Here is a 25594-nt window from a genome sequence, read left to right as displayed (position 1 = left end):
AGCGGGCGTAACTGATGTTCAAACATTCGGCTTTGCTTTTGGACCTCGTTCATATCCGGTTCGCTGCGGAACAATCGGCGGAAGCTTGGGTTCCATCAGCCGCACTTGTTCGATTAATTCCGGATCGACAAGCTCAATATGGAGTGGATAAAAATCGAACGGCTTTTGTTCAAACTGCTCTAGCCGCTCTAAGTAATGTTCACTTTGTTCAATCAATTGCTTCAGATCGATTCCAAGCGCGTCTGCCGGGTAATCCGACAACTTGCGGATGGCGCTTCGCATCATCTTTTTGGAACCTTCGATCTTGTTATACACCGAAGTTACGCTGCCATTCCGAAAATGATATAACGCTACAGCAATCTGGAGCAACCCGGAGTAAAGCGGAGTTCGTCCACGTTCTAACCATAATTCTTCAAGCACTTCATGACACTCGAAGTAGTCGCGGTCCCGATTGAAATAGATCAGAAAAGCGACGAAATTCGGTTCAAAATTCATCTTCGAGTTCTTCCTCGTGTTTGGAAGCGATGATGGCTTTGATCTCTCCAAGCATCTTTTTCATCCCTTCGAAATCACGTTCTGCGAACAACTCGCTAAATTGCGCTTGATACGCGACCGCCTCGGAAACCAAATGATACGCGTACAGCCGATGAATCGTTTTGAGCAATGTCGCTACGATATTGGCATCATCTTCGAACAACTTTTGGGCATCCAGAATTTCTTCGCGGATACTGGACATTTCACTGTCGAGTACCGAAGCGGCTTGCGCCGATTTTTGCAGACGAAGACGCATATCGCCAGGCAAGCCGCCGCGATATTTGTAATTCAACGAGTGTTCGATGGTTGCCCAGAAGTTCATTGCCAGCGTCCGAATTTGAATCTCGGCAAGGACGATCTTTTGCTCCAAAGCGGTCTGAACCGGATACTTGATGATCATATGAAAACTGCGATAGCCGCTTTCTTTGTAATTCGTGATGTAATCTTTTTCGTATAATACGGTTAAATCTTTACGCGCCCGAATATATTCAGCAACGCGGCGAATATCTTCAACGAACTGGCACATGATGCGGATTCCGGCGATGTCTTCGATTCCTTCTTCAAGATTATCTAGCGATACGTCTAATCGTTCGGCTTTTTCCAAAATGCTGGTGATCCGTTTGACTCGTCCAGTGACAAACTCAATCGGCGCATATTCTTCGCGCTTTTTCAACTCGGCACGCATCGTTTTAAACTTGACTTTCAGTTCTTCGACTGTCTGTTCATAGGGAAGCAAAAAGGTTTCCCAGTTTCTACCGTCCATACCCATGCTATGTGCCTCCTCGTCTTCCTTCACCCTTTTAGCGGTGGTCTGCGCCAACTGCTTGGGAAATGTGGGTGAACCCGTCCATCTGCAACAATTTTTTCAGCCCGGTATGCAATTGACGATTGATTTCCGGCCCTTTATAGATCATTGCCGTATAAATTTCGATCAGACTCGCGCCTGCTCGGATTTTGGCATACGCATCTTCTGCTGTGAAAATGCCGCCGCTACCTACGATAGGCAGACGTCCTTGCGTCTGCGCATAAGCTCGGCGCACAATCTCGGTCGAACGTCCGGTCAGCGGTCGTCCGCTTAACCCACCCATTTCGACTTTATTGCTATGCGTCAATCCTTCGCGAGATAATGTTGTATTCGTTGCAATCAGACCCGATACGCCGCTCTGAGAGATCGCTTCAACGGTCTGCTCCAGTTCTGCATCATCCAAATCAGGCGCGATTTTCACAAATACAGGCTTCGGCATCGCTTCACCCGCTTGATTCGCAAGTTCTTGCGTGACTGCCGTAAGTAGACGGCGCAAATCATCGCCGTGTTGCAATCGACGCAAATCCGGCGTATTCGGCGAACTGATATTGACGATAAAGAAATCCGCATACGGATACAGCATCCGAATACAACGTTCATAATCCAGATAAGCTTCCTCATTAGGGGTCACTTTGTTTTTGCCGATATTGACACCGATTGGAACCGGGCGTTCAGTTAAGGAAGCCAAACGATTCTTCATCGCTTCCGCGCCTTCATTATTGAATCCCATGCGGTTAATCAGTGCTTCATCGGACGGAAGACGAAACAACCGAGGTTGTTCGTTGCCCGGTTGAGCAAACGGCGTGACCGTTCCGACTTCCATGAATCCAAAACCGACCGAAGAAAATCCCGGCACGGCTTCCGCATTTTTATCAAGCCCGGCAGCTAAGCCGATCGGAGACGGAAAAGTAAGCCCCGCTACTTCGGTCAGCAGCGCTTCGTCTTGCTCCGTCCCGTACATCTTGCGCAGCAGCGTTAGACCTCCAGGTGTGCTCTCGGCGCGGCGCATGCCGTCAATCACGAGATGGTGAGCTTTTTCCGGGTCCATCCGGAAAAACAACGGTTTGGCTAGACGTTCATACAGCAAGCGGTTCACTCCTATTCTTCTCTTCTGACTCTTTAATTTTACTCGCAACCTTCTTAAAAGGAAAGCATTCTTAAGCGCTTCCCTCTTACAATCCGGCGAAAAGGAGCTTACAATATAGGTATATCTTCACTCAAAGGAGACGATAACGATGGCGACTAAACGAAAACCCGCACCGCTGCAACAAAAAAAGGAAGAAGTCAATCGCAAAGCTGCATTATGGATCGGAGGTAGCCTTGCTTTATTCGTTATCGTCGTGAGCGTATTTATCGTACTTGCAAACGTTTAAATGACGCATACTTCCAACGTGAAGCCCGGTCTCCAGCTATTCGCTGGAGCCGGGCTTTCCAATTAGTTCAACCAATGATAAACCTTTTTGTTATTGGTCTGATCTTGACGATCCTGCGTCTGAAAGCGTTGCTGCGGAACAACGATTTCTTCGGGCAATACATTGTCCGTCAGAGTCACCTTCGTTCCTTTGGGCACCATATCGAACAGTTCTTCGACATCAGCTACATTCATGCGTACACAACCATGCGATTCATCCCCGCCGATACTGCTCGGTTCATTCGTTCCGTGAATCGCATAATCGGTATCCGACAATTGCATCCCGCGGCTCCCAAATTCTCCATTGGACTTTCCATTCGGATTGACGACTTTGTCGGTGACTTCGAATGTACCTGTCGGCGTTTTACTTCCGCCAAGCCCGACTTCATAACTTCGAAGCAAAATATTGCCGCTCACCACGGCAAGGCGATGACGACTTCGATCCACAACGATCTCCAAAGGTTGGTTCAGATAAGGTTGACCGCCCAACGTTTCCGCCGATACCGGACGTCCACCTTCGGCTAAAGAAGGAATGTCTTGACCGTATACTTGTCTTTTGAGCATAGCAGCGTAGCGATCAAAAAAACGGCTCATCACCGGCGTAGATCCAGACATCACATTGTTAGGAAAAGATTGATTTAAGCTTTGAAGATCTTCCGGAAATCCTTTTTCTTTTTGCCTATACTGCGTGATTGCCGAAGACAAAGTCGCCAAACTTTCTTGTTCATTCACCCAAGCTTGAGCCGCTTGCTGTTCTTGTTTGGAGACATCCGCCTCACAGTCACAAGTAGTCGGATCGTAGTTACGAATTAGACTTTCTTCGGTTCCTTCACCGGGTTCAAGCTGCGCAATAACCGGCATCTTCGAATTCCATAATAACCATTGCCCGCTTCGCCTCATGCCCAGCACAGAAGCCGGAAACTGACGTCCATCTTCCAGGTAACTCGCTGCCGCGAGTCCAATAGCTTTCGGTTCGCCGATTTCAGCAGCCGTAAATACGGTAGATGAAGCTGCGGCAGCTTTTTCCAAAGCGGCAGAAGAACTTGCCGGCGGCGCATGCGCATAACGAAAACCAATCAGCAGCAGAAGTACTGCCGCAAGCAGCCAAGCTCTGCGTCTGGCAAGCACTTTTTTTCGCTTGCGCGCAGCTTCTTGCAACTTTTCTTCGTATTCCGCCAAAATATCTTCCGGCACATGAACATGCTCATACGCTTCGTATATTTCTTGCGCTTGATTGAAGCAGTAGTTGGCTTTGCCTTCTTGACCGTCTGCTTCATATTCTTTGCCTAACAAGTACCACGCCATTTTGTTATCGGGATGTTCGCGCACATACTGTTTCAGATCGCGAAAACGGGACATAACCGCTCGCTCCTTTGCCGAAAAATAAGTCTGTTTGCTTCCTTTTCCGTAAAAAAGCGCCTCCCGCCTGTATTTCAGGAGAGAGACGCTTTATCTCGGATCTGCCCTGTATTCGGCGCTTTCGAGTCGAATCAGCCTTCTTTGTTGAATGGTTCGTCTGCGATGATGATCGAGTCGGTTGGGCAACCGTCACACGCGTCAAGCATATCTTCGTGCATATCTTCTGGAATCATTTTGATCCCTTTATTGCCGTCGCCATCGAAAATAACTTCAGCAAGCCCTTCATCGTCGTAATCGTAAATGTCCGGAGCCGTTGCGCCGCATGCTCCGCACGCGATACACGTATCTTTGTCGACCCATGTAAATTTAGCCATGTATGTTCCCTCCTGTATACTCCATATCGGCAATACTCATTCTCTTGTCAAGAAGCCCATTCCCGTAAGAGCCTTCATCCCTCTAACTATAATATAAACTTTTTTTGATTTCAATGACTCTTATGTTGCATTTTCATCGGTTTTCTTGATCGTTACTGCGTTCTCCATGAAAAGAAATTCCCGGAGTCCGTCCTGCTTTCAATCGTTTCGTTCCATCTTCTTCCAACATCCCGGCAGTCATCAGCGCATCTTCTCCGAATTTATCGCGCAGCTTATCCATGATTGCAGTCAATTTTTCTTTTTTCGGCTGCTGTTCATAATCGAATAAATCAAGCTGAATGGCGGCGGTACTTTTGTCCGATAACGTCTGAGCGGCTACACCGAGTAGCCGAACCGGTCGATCATCTTTCCAATGTCGCAAATACAAATTTTTCGCTTCCCGGTATATATCATCGGCAGTCTCTGTCGGTGTCTCCAAAGTTCGCGAACGGGTAATCGTCTTCATCTCAGGTGTACGAATCGTGATTTGTACCGAACCCGCCAATAAATGCTGCTTGCGCATCCGGCGCGCCACTTGATCGCTTAGATTCAGCAACACTCGAAGAGCTTCGGATGATTCTGTCACATCGTAAGGCAAGGTCGTTGTATGCCCAACCGATTTACTCGGCTCCGGTACGGCTTGCACTTCCGAATAATCTTGACCGTTTGCGGCGCGTTTCATCCAAGCTCCGAATACGCCAAAAGACGACTGCAACCTTTTTTCATCGGTACGTGCTAATTCCCCAATTGTACGAATGCCTAATCGGTTCAATTTTTCAGCCGTTTTTGCACCGATTCCAAATAACTCTCCGCATGGCTTATTCCATAACGTACGAGGCAAATCCCGTATACGAAGAATCGAAATTCCGCTTGGTTTTTTCATATCGGAAGCCATTTTCGCAAGCAGCTTATTAGGCGCCACGCCGACCGAACAAGGTAAAGACAACTCATCTTGAATACGCCGCTGAATCTGCTCGGCGATCTCAAGCGGTGTACCAAATTGTTTGGAACCGGTAATATCCATATAACATTCATCAATCGAAGTCGCTTCGATCAATGGCGTATAATTGTACAAAATTTCGCGAAAAGCTTTGGAATACATCCGATACAGTCGAAAGTCCGGCTTGATCAAAATCAATGACGGGCATAACCGCTCAGCTTGGTTCACCGTCATCCCGGTGCGCACGCCTTTTCGCCTTGCCGGGTAGGAACTGGTCACCACGATCCCCCGACGTTTTTCGCTATCTCCAGCAACAGCGGTCATTTTGCCTCGGTATAGTTCCGGATTTTCGGCTTCATGAACCGAACAATAAAAAGCATTCATATCGACATGCAAAATCACTCTTCCTTTAGACGGATAATACCGATCGATGTTTTCCACGTTCCCACCTCCTTACCGTATCCTTTTATTTTACAACATTATGTAGAGAAGCAACTCTTTTTTGATGATAAAAATCCGACTTCATTTCTTTTTACATATCTCATGCAAAAATTTAAAATGAATCGTTATTGTTGTTTCTGCGGCGGACGACTTCAAGTTGTTACATAGAGACCAAAACAAACAAAAATGAATTCCTCCTTTCTTTTATAACGTTCTCATTGGAGTTGGCGATGTAACATTTTTTTGCACATCCACCTCTCGCGGACAACATTCCGTGCGTCTTTTTTTACGAGCGAAAATTGTTAAATCCGCTACTATACCGGTTTAAAGCGTTCATGCTATAATCCACAATTAATACGGGCGGAAAGGAGTCATTCTATGACACGGTCGATCACCATTTTCGATACCACTTTAAGAGACGGCACACAAGGAGAAGGCATTAGCCTGTCTGCCGATGACAAGCTTAAAATCGCTGTAAAGCTCGATGAGCTAGGCGTGCATTATATTGAAGGAGGCAATCCCGGCAGCAATGGCAAAGATATTGAATTTTTCCGCCGGGTCAAAGAACTGGGGCTTCGAGCCAAGATCGTTGCTTTTGGCAGTACACGCCGTAAAAACGCTTCGGTCGAAGACGACGATAATTTGCGATTGATTGCCGAATCCGGTGCGCAAGCAGCTACCTTAGTCGGAAAAGCTTGGGATTTTCATGTGCATACCGCACTCCAGACGACTTTGCAAGAAAATTTGGCGATGATCGCCGATTCGATCTCTTATCTCAAACGTCGCGGGCTTGAAGTGATGTTCGATGCGGAGCATTTTTTCGACGGATTTAAAAATAATGCCGATTATGCCAAAACGGTACTACGTACCGCTACCGAAGCGGGAGCCGATTGGTTGGTATTATGCGATACGAATGGCGGAACTATGCCGCATGAAATCCGCGATACGGTCGAAGCTCTTTTGGCTGAAATGCCTGACGTTCGTCTAGGTATTCACACGCATAACGATTGCGAACTCGCTGTTGCCAATGCGCTTAGTGCAATCTCCGCAGGCGCTTTGCAAGTTCAAGGAACGATCAATGGATATGGAGAGCGGTGCGGCAACGCCAATCTGTGCTCCGTTATTCCGAATCTGCAATTGAAATTCGGCTGGTCTTGTTTGCCAGAAAACAAATTATCGCAGCTCGTTCCAGTCGCTCGTTACGTGAGCGAAATTGCCAATGTGCATATGCCAACCGGTCAGCCTTACGTCGGCAGCGCCGCATTCGCGCATAAAGGCGGGATTCATGTCTCGGCGATTTTGCGGGATTCTCGAACTTACGAACATATTGCACCGGAACTTGTCGGCAACAAACAACGGGTACTGGTCTCCGAACTCGCCGGGCAAAGCAATCTGATCTCTAAAGCCAAAGAATTAGGGATTGAACTTGATCCGAAAAGCCCGCAAGCTTCCGAAACGATCGGACGGATCAAAGAATTGGAGCATCGTGGGTATCAATTCGAAGGCGCCGATGCGTCACTTGAACTGCTACTACGCGAAGCCAGCGGCGAAGTCCGCGAACTTTTTGTTTTCGAGTCTTTTAAAATGTTAGTCGAAAAATCGGCTGGAAAGCCGGTTGTCTCGGAAGCGTTCGTCAAACTTCGAATTGGCGGCGAAAGCTTGTATACCGCCGGCGAAGGAAACGGCCCGGTCAATGCGCTCGATAATGCACTGCGAAAAGCATTGTTACAGTATTATCCGCAATTGATGGATATGCACTTGAGCGATTACAAAGTGCGGGTCTTGGACGACAAAGAAGCTACGGCTTCGAAAGTTCGCGTCTTGATCGAATCTCGCAATGCCGAAGAAACTTGGAGTACCGTCGGCGTCTCCGGCAACGTAATCGAAGCCAGCTGGGAAGCTTTAGTCGACAGTATGCGTTATGCGCTGCTGGGTCAAGAACCTGCCGCAGCGGCAATGATTGCCGAACCTCGTCCGGGTCTGCTCAACCATTAACTTGTAAACAAAACAAAAAAACGACTTCCCGCCGTAGCGGAAAGCCCAGTATGAGAGGGGTAAACATGGGTAATGAAACCTTGCTTCGAAATGAGGGTACATCATTTCAAAGCAAAGTCATTCGCAGCGGGCGACATGCGAAGCGGAGTATGAATCCGGTTCGCAACGTAGCGCCTAACCCGCCGCTTTATAACTTCCCATGATGACTCAAAATCAATGATCTCGTATCGATTCTCGGTATTTTCGTCCAATGACGGCTTACACCGAATCAGATACGGGATTTTTGTTTGTTCAATCTGGATCAAGTATGGCTAAGATGTGCATAAAGGTCACCCAATGTAGAAATTTCATTAGCCCGGACTCGCTCCATATAACCGCCCCATAGCTTGGCAGTCATCAGAGAATCGCCAAGCGCATGATGGCGTTCTTTGATTTCGATCCCTTCTTCCACCAATAACTCATCTAGTCCATAGCCCGATCGAGTCGGATTCAGTAGTCTTGCAATCATCATCGTATCGATCACCCGATGGGTCAGATGCGTTTTTGATGTTTTCCAAAGCGCATTGTTCAAAAAAGCTTTGTCATGCGCGCTAGCATGGGCAATCAATACGGAATGACCGATAAAAGCCATAAAATCATGCAGCCCTTCGATTAACGAAGGCGCACTTTCGACCATTTCAGGTGTAATGCCGGTCAGATCGGTGATATGCGGCGGTACGTCCGTTTTGGGATTCACTAACGTATAAAACGTCTCGTTTTCCAGCACTTGCCCGCCTTTCATTTTGACCGCTCCGAACGACAAAATCTCGTCGCCTTTTTGACAATTGAATCCGGTCGTCTCCAGATCGAACACGACAGTCTCCAATTCGCTCAGCGGGGTAATCAACGCTTCAGGCCTACGCTGTTCTCGGCTGAGCGAGCGAATAAACGCCATTTGGTGAGCACTTTGTCCGCCGAATACCGAGGCTACAGCCGACGGGACTCCGCCGCCGCGTAGCATATTCCAAAATCCGCTTCTCGACCCAGCCGGTTGTTTCATGCGCGTCTCCTTTCTGCAAATCTGAGCTGACGTGCAAGCACGCGATGCAATTTACGCACCAATACCAGCGCGTCGCGCAGTTCGTAAAACTGTTCTTTCTTTTTTAATTCTTCACTCAGTAGATACCCTGTACTTTCGAGCAATCCATTTTGCTCGGTGGAATACGTCATATCCCGTAACCGCAGTGCGGTCAAAAAAGCTTCATAAGTCGGTTCTAGCAAAGGTAGCGAAGTGGCTTCGAATTGAATCAGACGCTCTAACCGCTTCAATGTAGACGATTCCTCAATATTATGTTGAATCGCAAAACACCGAGCAGCATTGACGAGTGGAATATACATGCCATACTTGACATCAAAATCGCCCGCATGATCGCCAAATCGTTCGGTAACCACTTGTCCTAACACATTCAACGTCTTTTTGTGTCTGACCGTATTACGCAAGATTGCAGCGTGTAAAGAAACATTCCCCCGAATACCGTCATGAAAATCTTTGCGCCATTGTTCGGATAATTTCACATTGCCAGCGATATGACGCAGATCGGATGCGATAATCAAATATCGTACCGGCTCCCAGCTTAGGTCGCTGCGCCATTCTTCGAGTTGCGTTCTCCATTCCGAAGACGTTTGTCGCCATCTGGATTCGGAACACATCACTTTGCCTTCGCATTTCTCATAACCTGTCTGCTCCAAAATGTCTGTTAGTCGACGTCCAAACTCCGCAAAGTAAAGATCTTTATTCTGATGTTCTTCATCAGACAAAATCAATCCGTTATCTTGATCGCTCCATAACGTCTGCTCCTGTCTACCTGCACTGCCAAATACAACGAAAGCATAAGACACAGGAGGCGGACCGTAGCCCGCCTCCTCCATCTCACGCTCGCATAACTCGACTGCGCGCTTCATCAGAACATCGTGCATGACATTTACGTCCCTATTCCAATCCAATACTTGAAGTTCGGAATACTGGCTTCGCAATTGCTTCTGCATCTCGACCCTTTTTGCGCGAAGCGCTTCGGGGGAATCGATTTTCGATAGATCTTCGTTGGATGCAATGAAAGGATTCGGATACGAATCGGTCGGTTTCACCGAATTCCCCCTTTTCTGCATAGCGCTATTTTTTTCTGCAATTAAGCATTAGCTGGTGTTGTTTTTTTGCTTCCATCTGGATTTGTAGGTCCGTGGAATGTTGTTTCTCCTGCATTTTTCATTTGTTCCGGGTAACCGTAGTTTCCGTGTTCACTGATATCCAGACCCATCATTTCTTCTTCTTCCGTTACACGGATACCCATAGTTGCTTTCAAGATTGCGAAGATGATGAATGTTACAGCGCCTACGAAAGCCAATGTACCGATTACGCCAAGCGCTTGAACGCCCAGTTGGTGCAATCCGCCACCATAGAACAGACCTGCTTGACCCAGACCTTTGTCTGTAGACAGTTCCGGTGTTGCGAAGAAGCCTGTGCACAGCGCGCCCCAGATTCCGGCAATACCGTGTACGGAGAATGCGAAGACGGGATCATCCACGCCTGCTTTTTCAAACCATTGAGCTGTGAAGAATGTCAGTACGCCTGCCACCAGACCGATTACGATTGCTGCCCACGGCTCAACGAATGCACACGAACCTGTGATCGCTACCAGTGCTGCCAATACGCCGTTAAGCATACTTGGAATATCTGCTTTACCAAATACGATCCAAGAAACCAACAATGCCGCTACGCCGCCTGCTGCCGCTGCGATATTCGTCGTCAACGCAACGTAAGCAAAGAATCCATCCATAACCGTCAATGCACTACCTGGGTTGAATCCGAACCAACCTACCCACAAGATGATAACGCCAAGCACCGACAATACTTGGTTGTGCCCAAGAATACTATTCGGTTTGCCGTCTTTGCTATATTTACCCAAACGAGGTTTGAGCATAATCGTTGCGACAAGAGCTGCTGTTGCACCTGTTAAGTGAACGACAGTCGATCCTGCGAAGTCTTGCATCCCCATCGAACCGAGCCAACCGCCGCCCCATACCCAGTGAGCGATAACCGGATAGATGATGATCGTGAACAAAGCGCCGAATACGATATATACGCTGAGTTTGGCACGTTCAGCAAGACCGCCGCCTGCAATCGCTAGCGATACGCCTGCAAAAGCAAGGTGGAATAAGAACATAAGAGAAACGGGAAGACCGAAGCCGTTTACGGAATCGAAGGAAGCCGCTTGCGTGTCTCCTCCAAAGAAGAAGCCTTCAAACCCGAAGAATCCGTTACCGTTACCGAATCCGAATGCGAAGCCGAAAGCCCAGAATGCCACGCTTGCTACGCCGAAGGAAAGGATTGTTTTACCGGCAACGTGCCCGGCATTTTTCATACGTACCGAACCAGCTTCCAGTAGAGCAAAGCCTGCTTGCATGAAAATAACGAGTACGGCTGCTAAAAATACGAATGCCATATTCACGCCGTTCGACAATGCTTCGCCGTCTACTGCTTCCGCTGCAAACGCGCTAACCGGAAATGCTGAACCTACCGTCAAAGCTCCGAGTGCTACCCACCACTTCTTTTTCAAACTCCCCACGCCCTCTTCATGTTATTTTTTCTAACACAATGTGAAATCCTTGATGTCATTATAGACCGCGGCAAGAAAGCTGACAAGTGTATTTTCATAAAAAAACCAAAATTTATTTTCAGGATTTTCTGAATTTTTTCTTGACATATTCATCATGACACGTTAACGCGGCACAGCGTACTTTCAGAATTAAAGCATGACGTTTGACTGTACGCTTTTCGTTGGATATAATTGAATTTGTCAAGACTATCTTTTTATATTTACTTACTTTTAGCAGAATCGGCGGAAAGGGTGAGGCAGCGGTGGAGATATGAAGCTTTTTAGAATCGGAGAACTTGCCAAAGCCGCAGGAACCAGCGAACGTACCATCGACTATTACACCAAGTTAGGCTTAATCCATCCTCAAGACCGTTCTATGACCAACTATCGACTGTACGGACCCGAAACCTTACTTCGCCTTACACGTATTCATGAGTTGAAAAACGAAAAGTTTACATTGGAAGAGATTCGGGAAAGACTCGATAAATGGAACGCTGCTTCTGGAGATGAACGCGTCTCGGAAAAGCTTACCTTGCTCGAAAGTCACTTAGCTCAAGTGGAGAAAGAGTTAAAAGAACTACAACCTCTGCTCCAAGGGCTCGATCCTGTACAAGCACGCAAGACGTTCTCTCAATTACTTCCACAAGGTATTGCCTGCATGGAAGCGATCAAGTTGTTGCTCGGGCAAAATTCCATCATGTAATCTATTTAATATGGAGGGAAACTATTAATGAGCTTTAATGTTTTTATGTATATTTTGATTATTCCGGCATTCATTTTGACGATTTGGGCACAGTTTAAGGTCAAAAGCACGTATAGAAAATGGAGCGAAGTTCCGGTACACAGTCATATGACCGGTTACGAAGCGGCGCGCCATATGCTGGATACGCACGGTCTGCAAAATGTACAGATCGTATCTGTACCCGGCGTACTCTCTGACCATTACAACCCAGTCAATCGTACGGTAGCTTTATCGGAAGATGTCTACTATGGAAATAGTATTTCTTCGGTATCGGTTGCTTGTCACGAAATTGGTCACGCGATTCAACATAAAGAAGCGTATCCGATGTTATCGTTGCGCCATAAGATTTTCCCGGTTGTGAACTTTGCTTCCGGCGTAGCCCCATTTTTGATTCTTGGTGGTTTCTTGTTCAGCCATACGCTGATCGGTCTCGGCATCTTGTTCTTCGCAGTGACGGTCATTTTCCAACTGATCACATTGCCAGTCGAATTCAATGCCAGCAACCGTGCTCGTGAAGTGATGGTATCCGAAGGCTATATCACGAACGAAGAAGAACGCGGAGTCGGCAAAGTCTTGAATGCAGCTGCTTTAACTTATGTTGCTGCCGCACTTGTCGCTTTGCTTGAATTGATCCGTTTGATCGGGATCTTCAACAATCGCGACTAAAAATGAAAAAAGAATGATCAAAACGGCGCCGGTGCTCAAACCGCGCCGTTTTTGTTTTTATAAAAATAGTGTTCGATCTTTGTTAAAAAGACGTTAATCTTTCGAGCGTGGACGATAATGCTGGCTAATTCTCTAGGTTTTATGGTACGATACACCTACTTTAGTCTTACTATCTATCGCAGAGCATGTGCATATAAAAGGAGAAGACTCGTGAGCTTATCAGTATGGTTTGATCTTTTATTGTTTGCTTTCCTAGCTTTCTTACTGGTCTTTGTCTTTTTTACGGTTCGGATTACCAATCTACATAAGGTCTATTTTGTTTTTCACTTTTTTATGATGTTGTGGCCGCTTTGTCAGTTCGCTACGCATATCGTACAAGACGTCGATATTCAATTTATGTATGTATCGTTATCTTTTGTGGCTTCGTCGATGCTCGCAAGCGGTTGGTTATTATTTACGCTATTTTTAACCGGAGACGACCAAAAGGTAAGCCGAAAATCAATGACTCTTCTTTTTATTCCTGCTATTCTTTCCTCGCTTGGGGCTGTGTTTAACCCCTTCTATCTATTTACGAGTCCTAAAACGAACAACTATGTCGATCGTGCTTACGGTCCATTATTTTGGTTGACGATGATTGTGATTGCCGGTTATTTGCTTATCTCATTATTTATTCTTCTCAACAAAGTTCGGTCTTATTCCACGACAAAAAGTCTCAAAAAACAAATTCGTATTATTCTGGCTGGGATCTACACGTTGGTCTTTTTTGCTGCGCTTGATACTCTTTTCAATGTTGTTCTTACCGCTTATTTCCCTGTCATCCCGGGTCTGACTTCGCTCGGCATTTTGATTGCGGATCTTTTTTTCATTTTCGTGATCATGCACTACAAAGTATTTGATCTCGTTTCTATTGCACATGACGATATTATCAATACGATTCCTCACGGTATTTTGGTATTGGACGAAGATCATATGATCATTGAAGCCAATCGTGCCTCGCAAGTTTTCGTAAATAAAAAGGTTGGCGATTTGTTCGATATTGACCTTTTTTTCACGACTGTACATCATACCGATCATGACGCTGAATTTCTGGAACATTACAAAGCAAAAGAACAAGGCTTATTCCATATCGAGCTGCTATTCAAACAAAAAAGCGAACTGCATTTTATTTTACAAACGTCTCCGATTTTCGATGCTTCACAAGTACCGATCGGGCATATTTTAACGTTCCAGGATGTGTCGCAAGAACGCCGCCTTGTCCAAGAATTAAATCGTCAAAATGAATTGTTGCACGAACGCAATCGTTCGTTGGATCGTACACGCCTAGAATTATCGAAAGCCAATCGAAAACTCGAAGAAATGGCGTTAACCGATAGTTTGACAGGTTGTTACAACCGACATTATTTGACGCAGCGATTAACGCAGGAGATGAACGCTAATATTCAGCAAAAGATTCCTTTCGCTTTTATTTTGTTTGATATCGACTTTTTCAAAACGATCAATGATCGGTACGGTCATGTCTCGGGCGACGAAGTCCTTTACCGCACTGCGCAGATCGTGAAGCAAGAAATACGCAGTAGCGATATTTTGGCACGATATGGCGGCGAAGAATTTATTTTGTATCTTCCTTGTACGGATCGGGATCGCGCGGCGCAAATTGCTGAACAAGTAAGGCTATCTGTCGAGCAAAATATTATGAATCTCAGCGGATCTACCGATCCGGTCAGCGTTACGATCAGTCTAGGCGTGCTCGCAATTACAGATTTTGACACTACGTATAACGAAATGTATTTGGACGATTATTTGAACAGTTTGTTTGCCGAAGTCGATAAGCCGCTCTATGAAGCTAAAAACCGAGGCAGAAATTGTATCCAAATCTCGGATGTCTTTCATGTATCGCAAAAAGAAATCCGTGAAGCCGAAATGTAGAATAAAAGTTTACATTAAAAAACCCGCTCTCTTCTAATGAAGAAAGCGGGTTTTGTTTACTCTGACTATCCAACTTTTTTGCCGATCGGCAAACGAACAAGCAAGCCGTATAAAAAGAACCCGGCGATCGCGCCGCCAATATGCGCTGAAATATTCACGTTCGGCGTTGCGAAGCTTAGGATAAGACCCATCACAAGCAAAATATATACCGTTTGTCTGGAGGCTTTATCCATCTTGTTACGTTGGAACAAAGCCAGGTACAAAAAGGCTCCGTAACCTCCGTAGATCGCACCCGAAGCCCCAACCGAAATAAAGAACTCTCCGATTCGATCGTAATACCCCATACTGATCACATTCGCAATAATGCCGCTTCCCAAATACAGAATCGCATACCGGATATGACCAAGCAATCGTTCAAGCGGCGGTAAAAAGACAATAATCGCAAAACAGTTAAACAGTAAATGCTCAAATCCGCCATGTAAAAACACGGAAGTTAAGTAACGCCACGGCGAGTCGACATGATCAATGCCGGGAACTCCGACTACATTGGATAAAGCTCCGTATTGAAGCAAAATAACGCCTGAAGCGTCCCGGCTATATGCTCCATTAAAAGCCAATACGATAAACATAATGATATTGATCAGTACCAGTACTGTCGTAACCGGATAAAACTTCAGATATTGATTCCATTTTTCGTACCGAACAAAAATCATGATTTTCCCCTTTTCTAACCTCTTTTTTTGCAAAGAATCGATTATACACATTATAATGAAAACGTACGGGAAAATCCAAAATCCCATTTGCACCAACACTTAAGGAGGTTCTTTACCTATGGCAAATCAACGAACTGGCGTCGCAACATTCAAAGGCAATCCGATCACCCTCATCGGTCCTGAACTTCAAGTCGGCGACACTGCACCGGACTTCAAATTGAACCGCAACCTGGTGGAAGAAGCATCGTTAAGCGACTTCTCCGGCAAAATCAAATTGATCAGTGTCGTACCTTCGCTCGATACAGGGACTTGCGATGCGCAAACACGTCGCTTCAATACCGAAGCTGCTGATCTTGGCGAAGATGTAGTGATCATCACAGTCAGCGTCGATCTGCCGTTCGCTCAAGCACGTTGGTGCGGAGCCGCAGGTGTCGATCAAGTCGTGACTTTGTCTGATTACAAAGCACGTTCTTTCGGCGAAGCTTATGGCGTATTGATCGAAGAGTTGCAACTGGATATGCGTGCAATTTTCGTTCTGGATGCCGATAACCGCATTACGTATATCGAGTATCTGAAAGAAATGAGCGAACATCCGAACTACGAGCAAGCGATCGCAGCGGTTAAAGCTCTTCTGTAATCGCTAACTTCAACCTGATTCGATCAAAAAAAGCGTACCCGCTCACGGAAATTCATAGAGCGGGTACGCTTACATACATAAGCAAAAAAATCTTCAGTTAACCAGTCGTTTTATGAGATGCTAATTTTTTATCTAAAATCGTAAACAAACTGATAATCGTCCGATAATTTGCACCCAGATCGCCTAACGAACCACGTGAAGCCGAATAAATATCGACCGCACTTTTTACAGGGCCGACTGCCAATACCGAAACGGTAATGTCCATCGTTCTGCCAAACTTTGTGCGCTTCTCCAAAATGATTTCACCGACGCTAGGTACTTCATGCAGCACTTTGTAGCCGGGGATTTTTTTCAGAGTGGAACTGACTTCTTCCCAAGCTCTATCTCTAGAAAGGCTGTAGTATCTCGTTTTCATTTTGGGATCGGTCGCGCGATCACTCGTGCCTTCTTGGCTACGAAAGAGTCCGACCAATGTACGTTTAACCGACAAAATCTTTCCTCCTTTGACGTTACCTTCATTCTACTTTCTAGTTTAGCATTGTTCGATTCAGAACAAAAGAAAAACACAGCAAAAAAAGCGTTCTTGTGTCAGGAATTTTCCCGAGCCAAGAACGCTTTTTCCCTTTTGGAACAAATCAATTGCAACTGATACTATATGCGAAATCCGATATTGGAAAAGTAAGGATCCCGCTCTGCCGTACGGCAACATTGTCTCGAACCTGCTATCGCAGGTGGGTGACCGCAAGACGGGCTTTGAAGTCCCCAAGTCATATAGACAGGGCATTTCATCGCGGCGACTAATATAGATCTCCCGAGACTTATTCATTGGTTCAAAACAACGAAATACCGCAACGTACATCGCAGGATGTAGAGTTATTATAGCGCTAACGTCTTTCTTTGTAAACGCCACTCCCATTTTTTATCCAAAATTATTTGCCTTTTTTCTCTTTATCCAAATCAATCAACTCTGGAGGTTCTTCTCCGCTTTGTTCTTCTTCGCGCTTTTTCGCTTGATCTTGCATCTTTTGGAATGTCGCGTAGAAGTTAAGGAAAGCGAACCAAGAAATCACGCTACCTGCGAAAATCACAAACAATACAGGCATATAAGTCCAGCAAATATAAAAGACGGCGATTGCTCCAACCAATGTCGAGAATACGCGGATTGGACGAAGCAACGTCAGCAAAATCGCATTTTTCAAAATACCGCCGATCTTCATATGGTAATGAGCAACCATCGAGAAGAAGTTAAACAGCGATACGAATAGCAAAATCATCAAGATCAGCATCAAGATGCCGAACAACTGCATATTACGGAACTGCACCATATATACCGTAATATCTACATACATGACGACAAACAGCAGCGTATAGAAAATACCGCCAACCAAACTTTGTCTGTAGTTTTCTTTGTATCCTCTAAAATAAGTACGGAAAATTTTGATATCCGGTTCGCCCATTACCCATTTGCGCGTCACGGTGAACATCGCCGACGTCGCAGGGAATAATGTAATCGGTGCCAGAACTCCCAATACCCAATTCAGCAATAATGCTTCATTCACATACTGTGGATCAATCGCAAGTCGCATATACAAAATAAATAAAAACGGTGATGAACATAATACCCAAAGCAAATTCGTCCCTGAAAGACGCATGATCCACTCTGTTAAACGGTAAATGCCCCCTGTAAGCCCCCTAAATTCCAACAGGTATTCCTCCTCAAAAATCAAATCGTACTCAGCTTAGCTAGTTCAATTATACCGATTGTCGGTCTGAAAAACCACTGTTATCAAAAAGGCTTTCGAAATGATCGCACAAAAAAGACGACGCATGACTGCGCCGCCTCCTTTTCTTCATTATTGATTATCCTTCAAAATTATCGCGTTTTGGAGCTGGACGATCGCCTTGGTACGAAGATTTGCCTCCGCGACCTTGGTATCCGCCTTCTTTGGAACCTTTGTATCCGCCAGTTCCGTTGCTGCTGCGGTTCCCTTGGTAACCACCGCTGCGTCCACCTGTGCTTCCGCCTTTGTAGCCACCTTTATAACCGCCGCTACCGCCTTTGTATCCGCCACCGCTGCGTCCGCCGCCGTAGCTACCCGAAGGTTTACGACGTTTTGCGCGAACCGGATCTTCCGGAGTCAATTCGATCTTCGCGTCTTTTTTCTCGCCAGTCATCAATTTCATCGCTGCCGACAACAAGTTTACGGAATCGAATTGTTCCAACATTTGAATCGCGATTGCTTTATATTCGTTCAGTTCACCATCTTGTACCACTTCAAGCAAACGTTCAGCCAAGATGCGTTGTTTGCCTTCAATCGCTTCGCTCATTGTTGGGAGCGGTTTACGTGCGATTTTGTGGCGTGTTACACGCTCGATGAAGTTCAAGTGATCCAATTCGCGTGGTGTTACGAACGACCATGCTTTACCTTCTTTACCTGCACGACCGGTACGACCGATACGGTGAACGTAGCTTTCCGGATCTTGTGGAAGGTCGAAGTTGATAACGTGCGATACGCCCGATACGTCCAGACCACGTGCTGCTACGTCTGTAGCTACAAGCACTTCGATGCTGCCGTCGCGGAATTTACGCATAACCGCATCACGTTGGTTCTGCGAAAGGTCACCGTGCAGACCGTCAGCGGAATATCCACGTTTTTGCAGAGCTTCTGCCAATTCGTCAACGCGACGTTTTGTACGTCCGAACAAGATCGCAAGTTCCGGCGATTCCATATCGATCAGACGAGTCAATGCTTCGAATTTTTGACGCTCAGGCACTTCAATATAAGCCTGATCGATCAACGGAGCGCTAACTTGTTTCGGGATTACCGATACATGTTGCGGGTTTTTCAAGAATTGTTCAGCCAGACGCTTGATGTTAGCTGGCATTGTTGCCGAGAAGAGCAACGTTTGACGCTCTTCTGGAACGAGTTTCAGGATCGATTGGATATCGTCCATGAAGCCCATGTCGAGCATTTCGTCCGCTTCGTCCAATACAACCGTTTGAACATCATCGAGTTTGATCGTTTTACGGTTGATATGGTCAAGCAAACGTCCTGGTGTACCGATGATGATTTGTGGCTTTCTTTTCAAAGCGCGAATTTGGCGAACGATATCTTGTCCACCATAGATTGCCAAAGAACGAAGGCCTTTGAAACGTGCCAATTTCTCGATTTCGTCAGCAACTTGAATCGCGAGTTCGCGAGTCGGTGCCATAACGAGTGCCGAGATTTTTTCTTCTTCACGTGCGATTTTGCTGATCATCGGAATACCGAATGCAGCTGTTTTACCTGTACCTGTTTGTGCTTGACCGATCATGTCGCTTCCGCTCAGGGCGATCGGAATCGCCTGCGATTGAATCGGAGTAGCTTCCTCGAAGCCCATTTCCGTGATTGCTTGAAGTACCTTTGGTTCTAAATCAAAGTCTACAAAATTTGCCAATATATTCATGCTCCTTTTATTGTGGGCGAGCTGCCACTTCTCTGTGGACAAGTCGCTTTCGTATTCTGTATTCTTAAGTAGCCGCAACCGATCGATAACCGAAGGGTTCCTCATATGCTGACAATACCAAGTTTTCCGAACACTGACTTGGACAAGGGAGGAGCTTCTTCAAATGCCGAAGCTGAAAAGCTGAAGCTATATTATATACCGTTTATCCTTTAACTCGTAATTCTTCCGTTCAGCCATGGAGGGTTACGGAAACGAGAAAGATCTACTCAAGAACATCTAAATCATTATAGCATAAGTGACTATAAAAAAGCCAGTAAACCTTTCAAAGATTTGTCACATTTTTTCATCGTTTTCATTTTTGTTCTTAGATTTTCATTTTATTTTCAGGAGTGGTGAGTGTTGTTTATTCGTATCGGTCATATTATGACGACGGTTATCGGTGCTTTGCTGATAGCCGCAGGCTTCAATTTATTTTTAATTCCGCATCAATTGCTAAGTGGCGGCGTGTCGGGATTATCGATGTTAACCGGTTATTTCACGCCACTTTCCATCGGAATTTTGTACTTTGTGTATAACGTCCCGATGCTGATCGCAGGCTGGTTCCTGCTGGGACGCCGCTTTATTTTGCTGAGCATCGTATCCGTAGCAGCCGTAACCGCGCTAATCGCAATCGTACCTGAGCGTATGGTCGCAAACGACCCGATCTTGTCTTCGGTGTTCGGCGGCATCTTAGTAGGCGTCGGTGCGGGGATTTCGTTCCGCGTAGGCGGATCGAGCGGCGGCTTCGATATTCTCGGTTCGATCGTGACGCGTTACCGCGATTTCCCGGTCGGCAGTGTGCTCGTGGCTTTGAACGCGCTCGTGATCTTGGCGATGGGTTATTTGCAAAATGATTGGAATTTGGCGCTGCTCTCTATGGTATCGATCTACATTACCGGTAAAGTCGTCGATATGATTCACGTCAGTCATACGAAAGTGACGTTGTTTATTATTTCGAGCGATACCGAAAAATTGTTGGAGCGATTGCTTCAGATCGAGCGCGGCGTGACGCGTATTCCTGCCGAAGGTGCTTTTTCTCACGCTAAAAAAGACATGCTGATGACGGTGACGACGCGTTACGAACTTGCCGAACTTAAACGGATCATTAAAGAAGCCGATCCTAATGCTTTCGTCAATATCGTGGAAACGGTCGGTGTAATGGGGTCGTTCCGCAAGCGCTCCGTTTAAGTGGGAAGTTTGTCGGATAGAGTTAGGTGGGTGCTGGGAGGCGCTGCGGGTTAAAGGCGTTTCGGTCGCTTGTTGAATTCGGGAAATTTTATTTTGTAGAATCCTTTCAAGGGGATTTCCCGAATTCAAAGGCGAACATTCCATTCCTCCACTGCCTTTAACCCTCCGCTGGCTTTCAGCAGCTTCTATAAAGCGACCCTCGCGGGCGCTTTCTTTTTTTGTGTAGAGAAAAAAAGAAAAAACCTTAAAGAACCAATAATAATCTTCGATTATTAGATCTCTTCAAATAGGGATGCGCGACTTCGGTGCGTGGGAGCGGAGCGGGAAATTCAGTGAAAAACGCCTTTGAACCTGGAAAGTTGCTTCTCGAATTTTCCTACTCCTTTCCGGGTTAAGCAGCGTTTTAAACGAATTTCCCGCTCCGCCTTCTCTCCCCGCACCAAGCATTTTCGCGAATCCAAACGCGATGTGATATAATAACCCCGTACCACATCCTGCGTGCTCTGCGGCGCGCCGGTTTTACAAGCAACACGCCTTCAGCTTCATAGATAGTGCAAGGTTAGCTTTTCTCAGGTATTCGAGTCAGACAATGACACACGATTCCGGAATAGAAAGGGTGACGACTATGGAAATGGAAGCCGTAAAACTTGAACAAATCGTGATGAAATGGTACCCTGACATGCTTTCCTTCTTGAAGCAGCAAGAGCTGGATTCCGTGATCGTCCTTCGTGACGGCCTGGGCATTCTGGAAGCCGACGACGCACTTGACATTATTCACCACAGCATCTTGGAGCACCAGTCGCCGGAAGTTTTACATTAAGTCGCTTGAACCTTGTAAAAGTTTTCTCCATAGGCCGCTCGATTCCTTCGGGAAAGGGCGGCCCTACCTATGTGTAGACGTAAGTCTGCATTTGTAACTTGCTGTTTCGCCACTTCAACGGAAGGTTAAAGGTTGCAGAAATGCCTTTTAGCCATTTCGTGACAAATTTGTTGCTTCACTTGATTAAGAAAAAGGCTATACTGGGTAGAGGCTGGGCAGCCAAGAATCATGTACATAAGAGGGAGAGAATACATCAATGGATATTTTATGGAGCCTTTTAGCGCTCACTGTAAGCAGTCACAACCCTGAAAGCGCACCCGTTGCACCGATTCAAGCCAACCCAATTACGGTCGCGGTGGAATCGGCTTGGAACCTGAGCACGCTAACGGCGCAAAAAGATAGTGTCGTGATCGATGCAAACAACCCTCCCGTCAAAATCGATCCTCAACCGGATGCTCCGAAAGTCAAAGGCATCTATGTAACAGCCTATAGCGCAGGCGGTTCGCGTATGACGGAATTGCTTGATTTACTGGATAATACGGGTCTGAATTCAATGGTTATCGATATTAAAGATGACTTGGGATACATAACGTACAAGACAGAAAATAAAGAGCTGCTCAAAATGGGTACGGCGCAAAAATTTATTCCGGATATCAATGCTTTAATGGACAGACTGAAAAAACACAACGTCTACCCGATCGCTCGTATCGTTGTATTCAAAGATACGATCTTGGCTCAAAATCATCCTGAACTTTCGTTTACGAATAAAGACGGCTCGGTATGGAAAAATGGCGGCGGCGACGCTTTCGTGAACCCATATAGCAAAGAAGTCTGGGATTACAACGTCGATATTGCCAAAGAAGCGGCAGCGCTTGGTTTCAAAGAAATCCAGTTCGACTATGTACGTTTCGCAGAAGGTTTTGAAAAACGTGCCGACGAGTTGATTTATGAAAAAACAGATTCGACGCGTACCGAAGCGGTATCCGAGTTTGTGCAATACGCACGTAAAGAACTCGCTCCGCTCGGCGTTCGCGTCTCGGTCGATATCTTCGGTTATGCGGCGTCGGTTCCTGCTGCAGACGGAATCGGACAAGACTTTACGAAAATTTCGGAAAACGTCGACGTTATCGCTCCGATGGTCTATCCGAGTCACTACTCAACCGGTTGGTTTGGAGCGAAAGATCCAGACAGAGAACCGTATGTGACGATCAAAGGATCGATGGTCGATACGTTCAAAAAGCTTGACGAGATCGAAGATGAATCGCAGCGCCCGATCGTGCGTCCGTGGATTCAAGACTTTACGGCAAGCTGGCTCGGCAGCGGGCATTATACAAAATACGGCAAAGCCGAAGTCGATGCTCAAATCAAAGCGATGGCGGATATGAATGTCGATGAATATCTGCTGTGGAACGCTTCGAACCGCTATACGAAAAACGGCAATTACGGCGCAAAAGATTAAGTTTGACGATTGGCAGCAGCCCGACCGATGATGGTCGGGTTTTTGCCTGCGCTTTTTAAAAAAATCCAAATGGAGTTTACTACGAAAGGATCAACGACTTCATGCAACCGACTTCTACGTGGAAGGAAAAATTCAGATTGTTTACGATCGTCTTTTTCCCGATTTTTGTAACGCAAATTGCGTTATCTGCGATGGCTTTTTTCGATACGAGTATGACGGGTCATGTTAGCCCAGCGGCTCAAGCGGGCGTCTCGATCGGGGTCAGCTTATGGATTCCGATTCAGACAGGTCTGAACGGCGTACTCAATGGCATCATGCCGATCGTTTCTCAACTCATGGGCGGTGGACGCGAGCGGGATATTCGCTTTAATCTTTTTCAAGGGTTGATCTTGTCCGTGTTATTCTCGGTAGCGGTATTGATCTTCGGAGCCATCCTACTTAAACCTGCGATTGAATGGATGAACGCCGAACCTGAAGTTGCGGATACTGCTTATAAATTTTTGCTTTGCTTGGCTTTCGGCATTGTGCCGCTATTCGGTTATACGGTACTGCGCGGTTGTATGGATGCGATGGGCAAAACCAAAATCTCGATGACGATCACGCTTTGCTCGCTTCCCGTGCAATTGTTACTCAACTATCTGCTAATTTTCGGCAAGTTCGGATTCCCGAAATTAGGCGGCGTTGGAGCCGGAATCGCAACCGCGATTACGTATTGGGTGATTTTTGGGATCGCGCTAATCGTCATGCACCGTAGCCAACCTTTTGTACAATACGAATTTTTCCGTCAACGTCACCGGATCTCTTGGAGTAAACAACGCGAATTATTGAAACTTGGGATTCCGATCGGATTTGCGACTTTTTTTGAAACGTCGATCTTTGCTGCGGTTACGCTCCTGATGAATCGCTTTGGAACGAATGCGGTAGCGGCTCATTCGGCGGCAATCAACTTTGCTTCGACGCTGTATATGATTCCGCTGGCGATCTGCATGGCACTCACGATTCTGGTCGGTTACGAAGCAGGAGCCAAACGGAGAAAAGATGCGCGGCAATATTCGTTGATCGGAATCGGATTAGCGGTATCGCTTGCGCTCATTACGGCGGTTGTACTGATTCTTTTTGCCGATCGCGTCGCGTTGATTTATTCGACTGACCCTAATGTAACGGCTTTGATCGTGCAATTTTTAGCCTACGCGATCTTTTTCCAACTATCCGATGCGCTGGCAACACCGATTCAAGGAGCGCTACGCGGATACAAAGATGTCACTCCGGCATTTTTTATCACCTTGATCGCGTATTGGGGGATCGGATTACCGGTTGGGTTTATCCTTGCCGTCTACACGTCTTTCGGTCCGTTCGGATATTGGATTGGTTTAATTGCAGGGCTTGCTGTCGGTGCGGTATTGTTGCTGCTTCGATTGTTCAAAGTTCAGCGTATGCCTCTTGCTACATCGCCCGATACAAATCCATTACATTTTTAAAAATAAAAGCAGCTCCAGCGTCTGAAATTTCGACGCTTGGAAGCTGCTTTTTTTAAAATTCAAAAAGATCCAGTTGCTCAGGTTCATCTTCGCCGGGTAACTTGGGCACTTCTTGATCCAAAATCGCCATTAACTCACGTGCATTTTCTGCCGCATCTCCGCCTGAATTATTGTTAAATACGACGTATACATGCTTGGATTGTTGCTCCAACCTACGCAAACGCTCCGCCCACTCTTCTAATTCTTGCGTGTTGTAGCGGTACAGATAACGAACTTCTCGCCAGTTCGGCTGATTTGCCGATTGCCAACCCGATTCGTTGCGACCGTGCATGCGTACAATCGTCAATTCTTCGTCGGTCGCTTGTTCGACAATCGGAATCGAGCCAACTCCCGCTTGCGGTTCGTCGCATACACTATGAATCCAACGATTTTCGCGCATAAAGTTTAACGTTCGTTCTCGCATCACCGGTTGGAACCAACTTTGATGCCGGAACTCTAGCGCACAAGGAACATTGCCCATCTTTTCGCGTATTTCACGAAGCTTGCTTACATTTTCCCTTGTACAATCGAACCACGGCGGGAATTGGAATAATACCGCTTCGAGCTTGTCCACTTGCTGTAGATTGCCGATTGAAAGCAAAAAAGCTTCGTACATCTCGTCTTCGCTATCAAAAGGAATTTTACCGCGCGAATGCCCGGTCATCCCTTGATAAGCTTTCACGATAAAACGAAAACCTTTGGGTGTTTCTTGCGCCCATTTTTCCATATTCCGCTTCGATTGCACGGCATAAAACATACTGTCCACTTCGACCGTGCCAAACATTTTGCTATACGTAACGAGCTTCTGCTTGGCGGCTTCTTTTGTGGTATAGATGTAGTCGTGATCGCCCCAGCCGGTTAGCCCAATGGTAATCATATGCCGTTCCTCCTTTTTGGAATTCGATCTTTT

At 46.3% G+C, this 25594-nt stretch carries 25 protein-coding genes and 1 other RNA gene; 11 read left to right on the top strand and 15 right to left on the bottom strand.

The window, feature by feature from the left end:
* Window positions 1-18 precede the first annotated feature (18 nt).
* Genes NOM90_RS09240 through NOM90_RS09230 form a run of 3 tightly spaced genes read right to left on the bottom strand, consistent with a single transcriptional unit; the run spans window position 19 to window position 2426 of the window.
* Window positions 19-495 (bottom strand): DUF309 domain-containing protein, encoded by a 477-nt coding sequence (locus NOM90_RS09240; protein ID WP_255941497.1) that lies wholly within the window; start codon window positions 493-495, stop codon window positions 19-21.
* A complete protein-coding gene (gene yjbM, locus NOM90_RS09235) occupies window positions 485-1297 on the bottom strand; it encodes a GTP diphosphokinase (protein WP_255941872.1) in 813 nt (270 codons plus the stop codon). The genes NOM90_RS09240 and yjbM overlap by 11 nt, the downstream gene beginning before the upstream one ends.
* A 37-nt stretch (window positions 1298-1334) precedes the next feature.
* A complete protein-coding gene (locus tag NOM90_RS09230) occupies window positions 1335-2426 on the bottom strand; it encodes a quinone-dependent dihydroorotate dehydrogenase (RefSeq protein WP_255941870.1) in 1092 nt (363 codons plus the stop codon).
* Between the two features lie 148 nt (window positions 2427-2574).
* Here NOM90_RS09230 and NOM90_RS09225 point away from each other — a divergent pair, with 148 nt between their 5' ends.
* The gene (locus NOM90_RS09225; protein ID WP_255941495.1) at window positions 2575-2712 is read left to right on the top strand and encodes a hypothetical protein; all 138 of its coding nucleotides are present in this window, start codon (window positions 2575-2577) and stop codon (window positions 2710-2712) included.
* 62 nt (window positions 2713-2774) lie between these two features.
* On the opposite strand, the gene NOM90_RS09220 is transcribed toward NOM90_RS09225, so the two are convergent.
* The 3 genes from NOM90_RS09220 to NOM90_RS09210 form a co-directional block, all read right to left on the bottom strand.
* Window positions 2775-4109 (bottom strand): L,D-transpeptidase, encoded by a 1335-nt coding sequence (locus NOM90_RS09220; RefSeq protein ID WP_255941494.1) that lies wholly within the window; start codon window positions 4107-4109, stop codon window positions 2775-2777.
* Between the two features lie 131 nt (window positions 4110-4240).
* Window positions 4241-4483, bottom strand: coding sequence for a ferredoxin (locus NOM90_RS09215; RefSeq protein ID WP_255941493.1), 243 nt, complete (start codon window positions 4481-4483; stop codon window positions 4241-4243).
* Window positions 4484-4616: 133 nt separating this feature from the next.
* Window positions 4617-5903, bottom strand: a complete 1287-nt coding sequence (locus tag NOM90_RS09210) for a DNA polymerase IV (protein ID WP_255941492.1) — start codon at window positions 5901-5903, stop codon at window positions 4617-4619.
* A gap of 378 nt (window positions 5904-6281) precedes the next feature.
* On the opposite strand from NOM90_RS09210, the gene cimA reads away from it, so the two are divergent.
* Both cimA and NOM90_RS09200 read left to right on the top strand, forming a co-directional pair.
* On the top strand, window positions 6282-7898 hold the full coding sequence (cimA, locus tag NOM90_RS09205; RefSeq protein ID WP_255941491.1) for a citramalate synthase: 1617 nt from the start codon (window positions 6282-6284) through the stop codon (window positions 7896-7898).
* Between the two features lie 65 nt (window positions 7899-7963).
* Window positions 7964-8101 (top strand): hypothetical protein, encoded by a 138-nt coding sequence (locus NOM90_RS09200; RefSeq protein WP_255941490.1) that lies wholly within the window; start codon window positions 7964-7966, stop codon window positions 8099-8101.
* A 98-nt stretch (window positions 8102-8199) separates the two neighbouring features.
* Here the strand turns inward: NOM90_RS09200 and NOM90_RS09195 are convergent, their stop codons facing one another.
* Genes NOM90_RS09195 through NOM90_RS09185 form a run of 3 tightly spaced genes read right to left on the bottom strand, consistent with a single transcriptional unit; the run spans window position 8200 to window position 11491 of the window.
* Window positions 8200-8937, bottom strand: a complete 738-nt coding sequence (locus NOM90_RS09195; protein WP_255941489.1) for an exonuclease domain-containing protein — start codon at window positions 8935-8937, stop codon at window positions 8200-8202.
* Window positions 8934-10043: a DUF294 nucleotidyltransferase-like domain-containing protein gene (locus tag NOM90_RS09190; protein WP_255941488.1), complete on the bottom strand. Its 1110-nt coding sequence runs from the start codon at window positions 10041-10043 to the stop codon at window positions 8934-8936. The genes NOM90_RS09195 and NOM90_RS09190 overlap by 4 nt, the downstream gene beginning before the upstream one ends.
* 20 nt (window positions 10044-10063) lie before the next feature.
* Window positions 10064-11491, bottom strand: coding sequence for an ammonium transporter (locus tag NOM90_RS09185; RefSeq protein ID WP_255941487.1), 1428 nt, complete (start codon window positions 11489-11491; stop codon window positions 10064-10066).
* Between the two features lie 310 nt (window positions 11492-11801).
* On the opposite strand from NOM90_RS09185, the gene NOM90_RS09180 reads away from it, so the two are divergent.
* The 3 genes from NOM90_RS09180 to NOM90_RS09170 all read left to right on the top strand — a co-directional run bounded on the left by NOM90_RS09180 (window position 11802) and on the right by NOM90_RS09170 (window position 14864).
* Window positions 11802-12233: a MerR family transcriptional regulator gene (locus NOM90_RS09180; protein WP_255941486.1), complete on the top strand. Its 432-nt coding sequence runs from the start codon at window positions 11802-11804 to the stop codon at window positions 12231-12233.
* Between the two features lie 27 nt (window positions 12234-12260).
* A complete protein-coding gene (locus NOM90_RS09175; protein ID WP_255941484.1) occupies window positions 12261-12938 on the top strand; it encodes a zinc metallopeptidase in 678 nt (225 codons plus the stop codon).
* Window positions 12939-13148: 210 nt separating this feature from the next.
* The gene (locus tag NOM90_RS09170) at window positions 13149-14864 is read left to right on the top strand and encodes a histidine kinase N-terminal 7TM domain-containing diguanylate cyclase (protein ID WP_255941483.1); all 1716 of its coding nucleotides are present in this window, start codon (window positions 13149-13151) and stop codon (window positions 14862-14864) included.
* 65 nt (window positions 14865-14929) lie between these two features.
* On the opposite strand, the gene NOM90_RS09165 is transcribed toward NOM90_RS09170, so the two are convergent.
* Window positions 14930-15577 carry a rhomboid family intramembrane serine protease gene (locus NOM90_RS09165; RefSeq protein WP_255941482.1) on the bottom strand — a complete coding sequence of 216 codons (648 nt, stop codon included), beginning with the start codon at window positions 15575-15577 and terminating at the stop codon, window positions 14930-14932.
* A gap of 118 nt (window positions 15578-15695) precedes the next feature.
* Between NOM90_RS09165 and tpx the strand changes: the two genes are divergently transcribed.
* Window positions 15696-16214, top strand: coding sequence for a thiol peroxidase (gene tpx / locus NOM90_RS09160; RefSeq protein WP_255941481.1), 519 nt, complete (start codon window positions 15696-15698; stop codon window positions 16212-16214).
* Window positions 16215-16311: 97 nt separating this feature from the next.
* Here tpx and NOM90_RS09155 read toward each other — a convergent pair whose 3' ends face one another.
* From NOM90_RS09155 to cshA, 4 genes are all read right to left on the bottom strand, one after another.
* The gene (locus tag NOM90_RS09155; RefSeq protein WP_255941480.1) at window positions 16312-16704 is read right to left on the bottom strand and encodes a DUF1499 domain-containing protein; all 393 of its coding nucleotides are present in this window, start codon (window positions 16702-16704) and stop codon (window positions 16312-16314) included.
* 190 nt (window positions 16705-16894) lie between these two features.
* Window positions 16895-17084: non-coding RNA, 6S RNA (gene ssrS / locus NOM90_RS09150), on the bottom strand.
* Between the two features lie 59 nt (window positions 17085-17143).
* Window positions 17144-17917, bottom strand: coding sequence for a YesL family protein (locus NOM90_RS09145; protein WP_255941479.1), 774 nt, complete (start codon window positions 17915-17917; stop codon window positions 17144-17146).
* Between the two features lie 157 nt (window positions 17918-18074).
* Window positions 18075-19652, bottom strand: a complete 1578-nt coding sequence (gene cshA / locus NOM90_RS09140; RefSeq protein ID WP_255941478.1) for a degradosome RNA helicase CshA — start codon at window positions 19650-19652, stop codon at window positions 18075-18077.
* Between the two features lie 432 nt (window positions 19653-20084).
* Between cshA and NOM90_RS09135 the strand changes: the two genes are divergently transcribed.
* The 4 genes from NOM90_RS09135 (at window position 20085) to NOM90_RS09120 (ending at window position 24645) form a co-directional block, all read left to right on the top strand.
* Window positions 20085-20888, top strand: coding sequence for a YitT family protein (locus NOM90_RS09135; protein WP_370866593.1), 804 nt, complete (start codon window positions 20085-20087; stop codon window positions 20886-20888).
* 625 nt (window positions 20889-21513) lie between these two features.
* A complete protein-coding gene (locus NOM90_RS09130) occupies window positions 21514-21708 on the top strand; it encodes a hypothetical protein (RefSeq protein ID WP_255941476.1) in 195 nt (64 codons plus the stop codon).
* A 256-nt stretch (window positions 21709-21964) separates the two neighbouring features.
* Window positions 21965-23167 (top strand): putative glycoside hydrolase, encoded by a 1203-nt coding sequence (locus tag NOM90_RS09125; protein ID WP_255941475.1) that lies wholly within the window; start codon window positions 21965-21967, stop codon window positions 23165-23167.
* 101 nt (window positions 23168-23268) lie between these two features.
* Window positions 23269-24645 (top strand): MATE family efflux transporter, encoded by a 1377-nt coding sequence (locus NOM90_RS09120; protein ID WP_255941474.1) that lies wholly within the window; start codon window positions 23269-23271, stop codon window positions 24643-24645.
* Window positions 24646-24697: 52 nt separating this feature from the next.
* Here the strand turns inward: NOM90_RS09120 and NOM90_RS09115 are convergent, their stop codons facing one another.
* Complete coding sequence (locus NOM90_RS09115; RefSeq protein WP_255941472.1) at window positions 24698-25561, bottom strand: DUF72 domain-containing protein; 864 nt, start codon at window positions 25559-25561, stop codon at window positions 24698-24700.
* Window positions 25562-25594 lie beyond the last annotated feature (33 nt).

Origin of the sequence: Saccharibacillus sp. JS10 (assembly GCF_024436065.1) — a bacterium.
Taxonomy (GTDB): Bacteria; Bacillota; Bacilli; order Paenibacillales; family Paenibacillaceae; genus Saccharibacillus.
The sequence above is the reverse complement of the archived record's forward strand: the minus strand, read 5'-3'. Positions and strand labels throughout refer to the sequence as shown.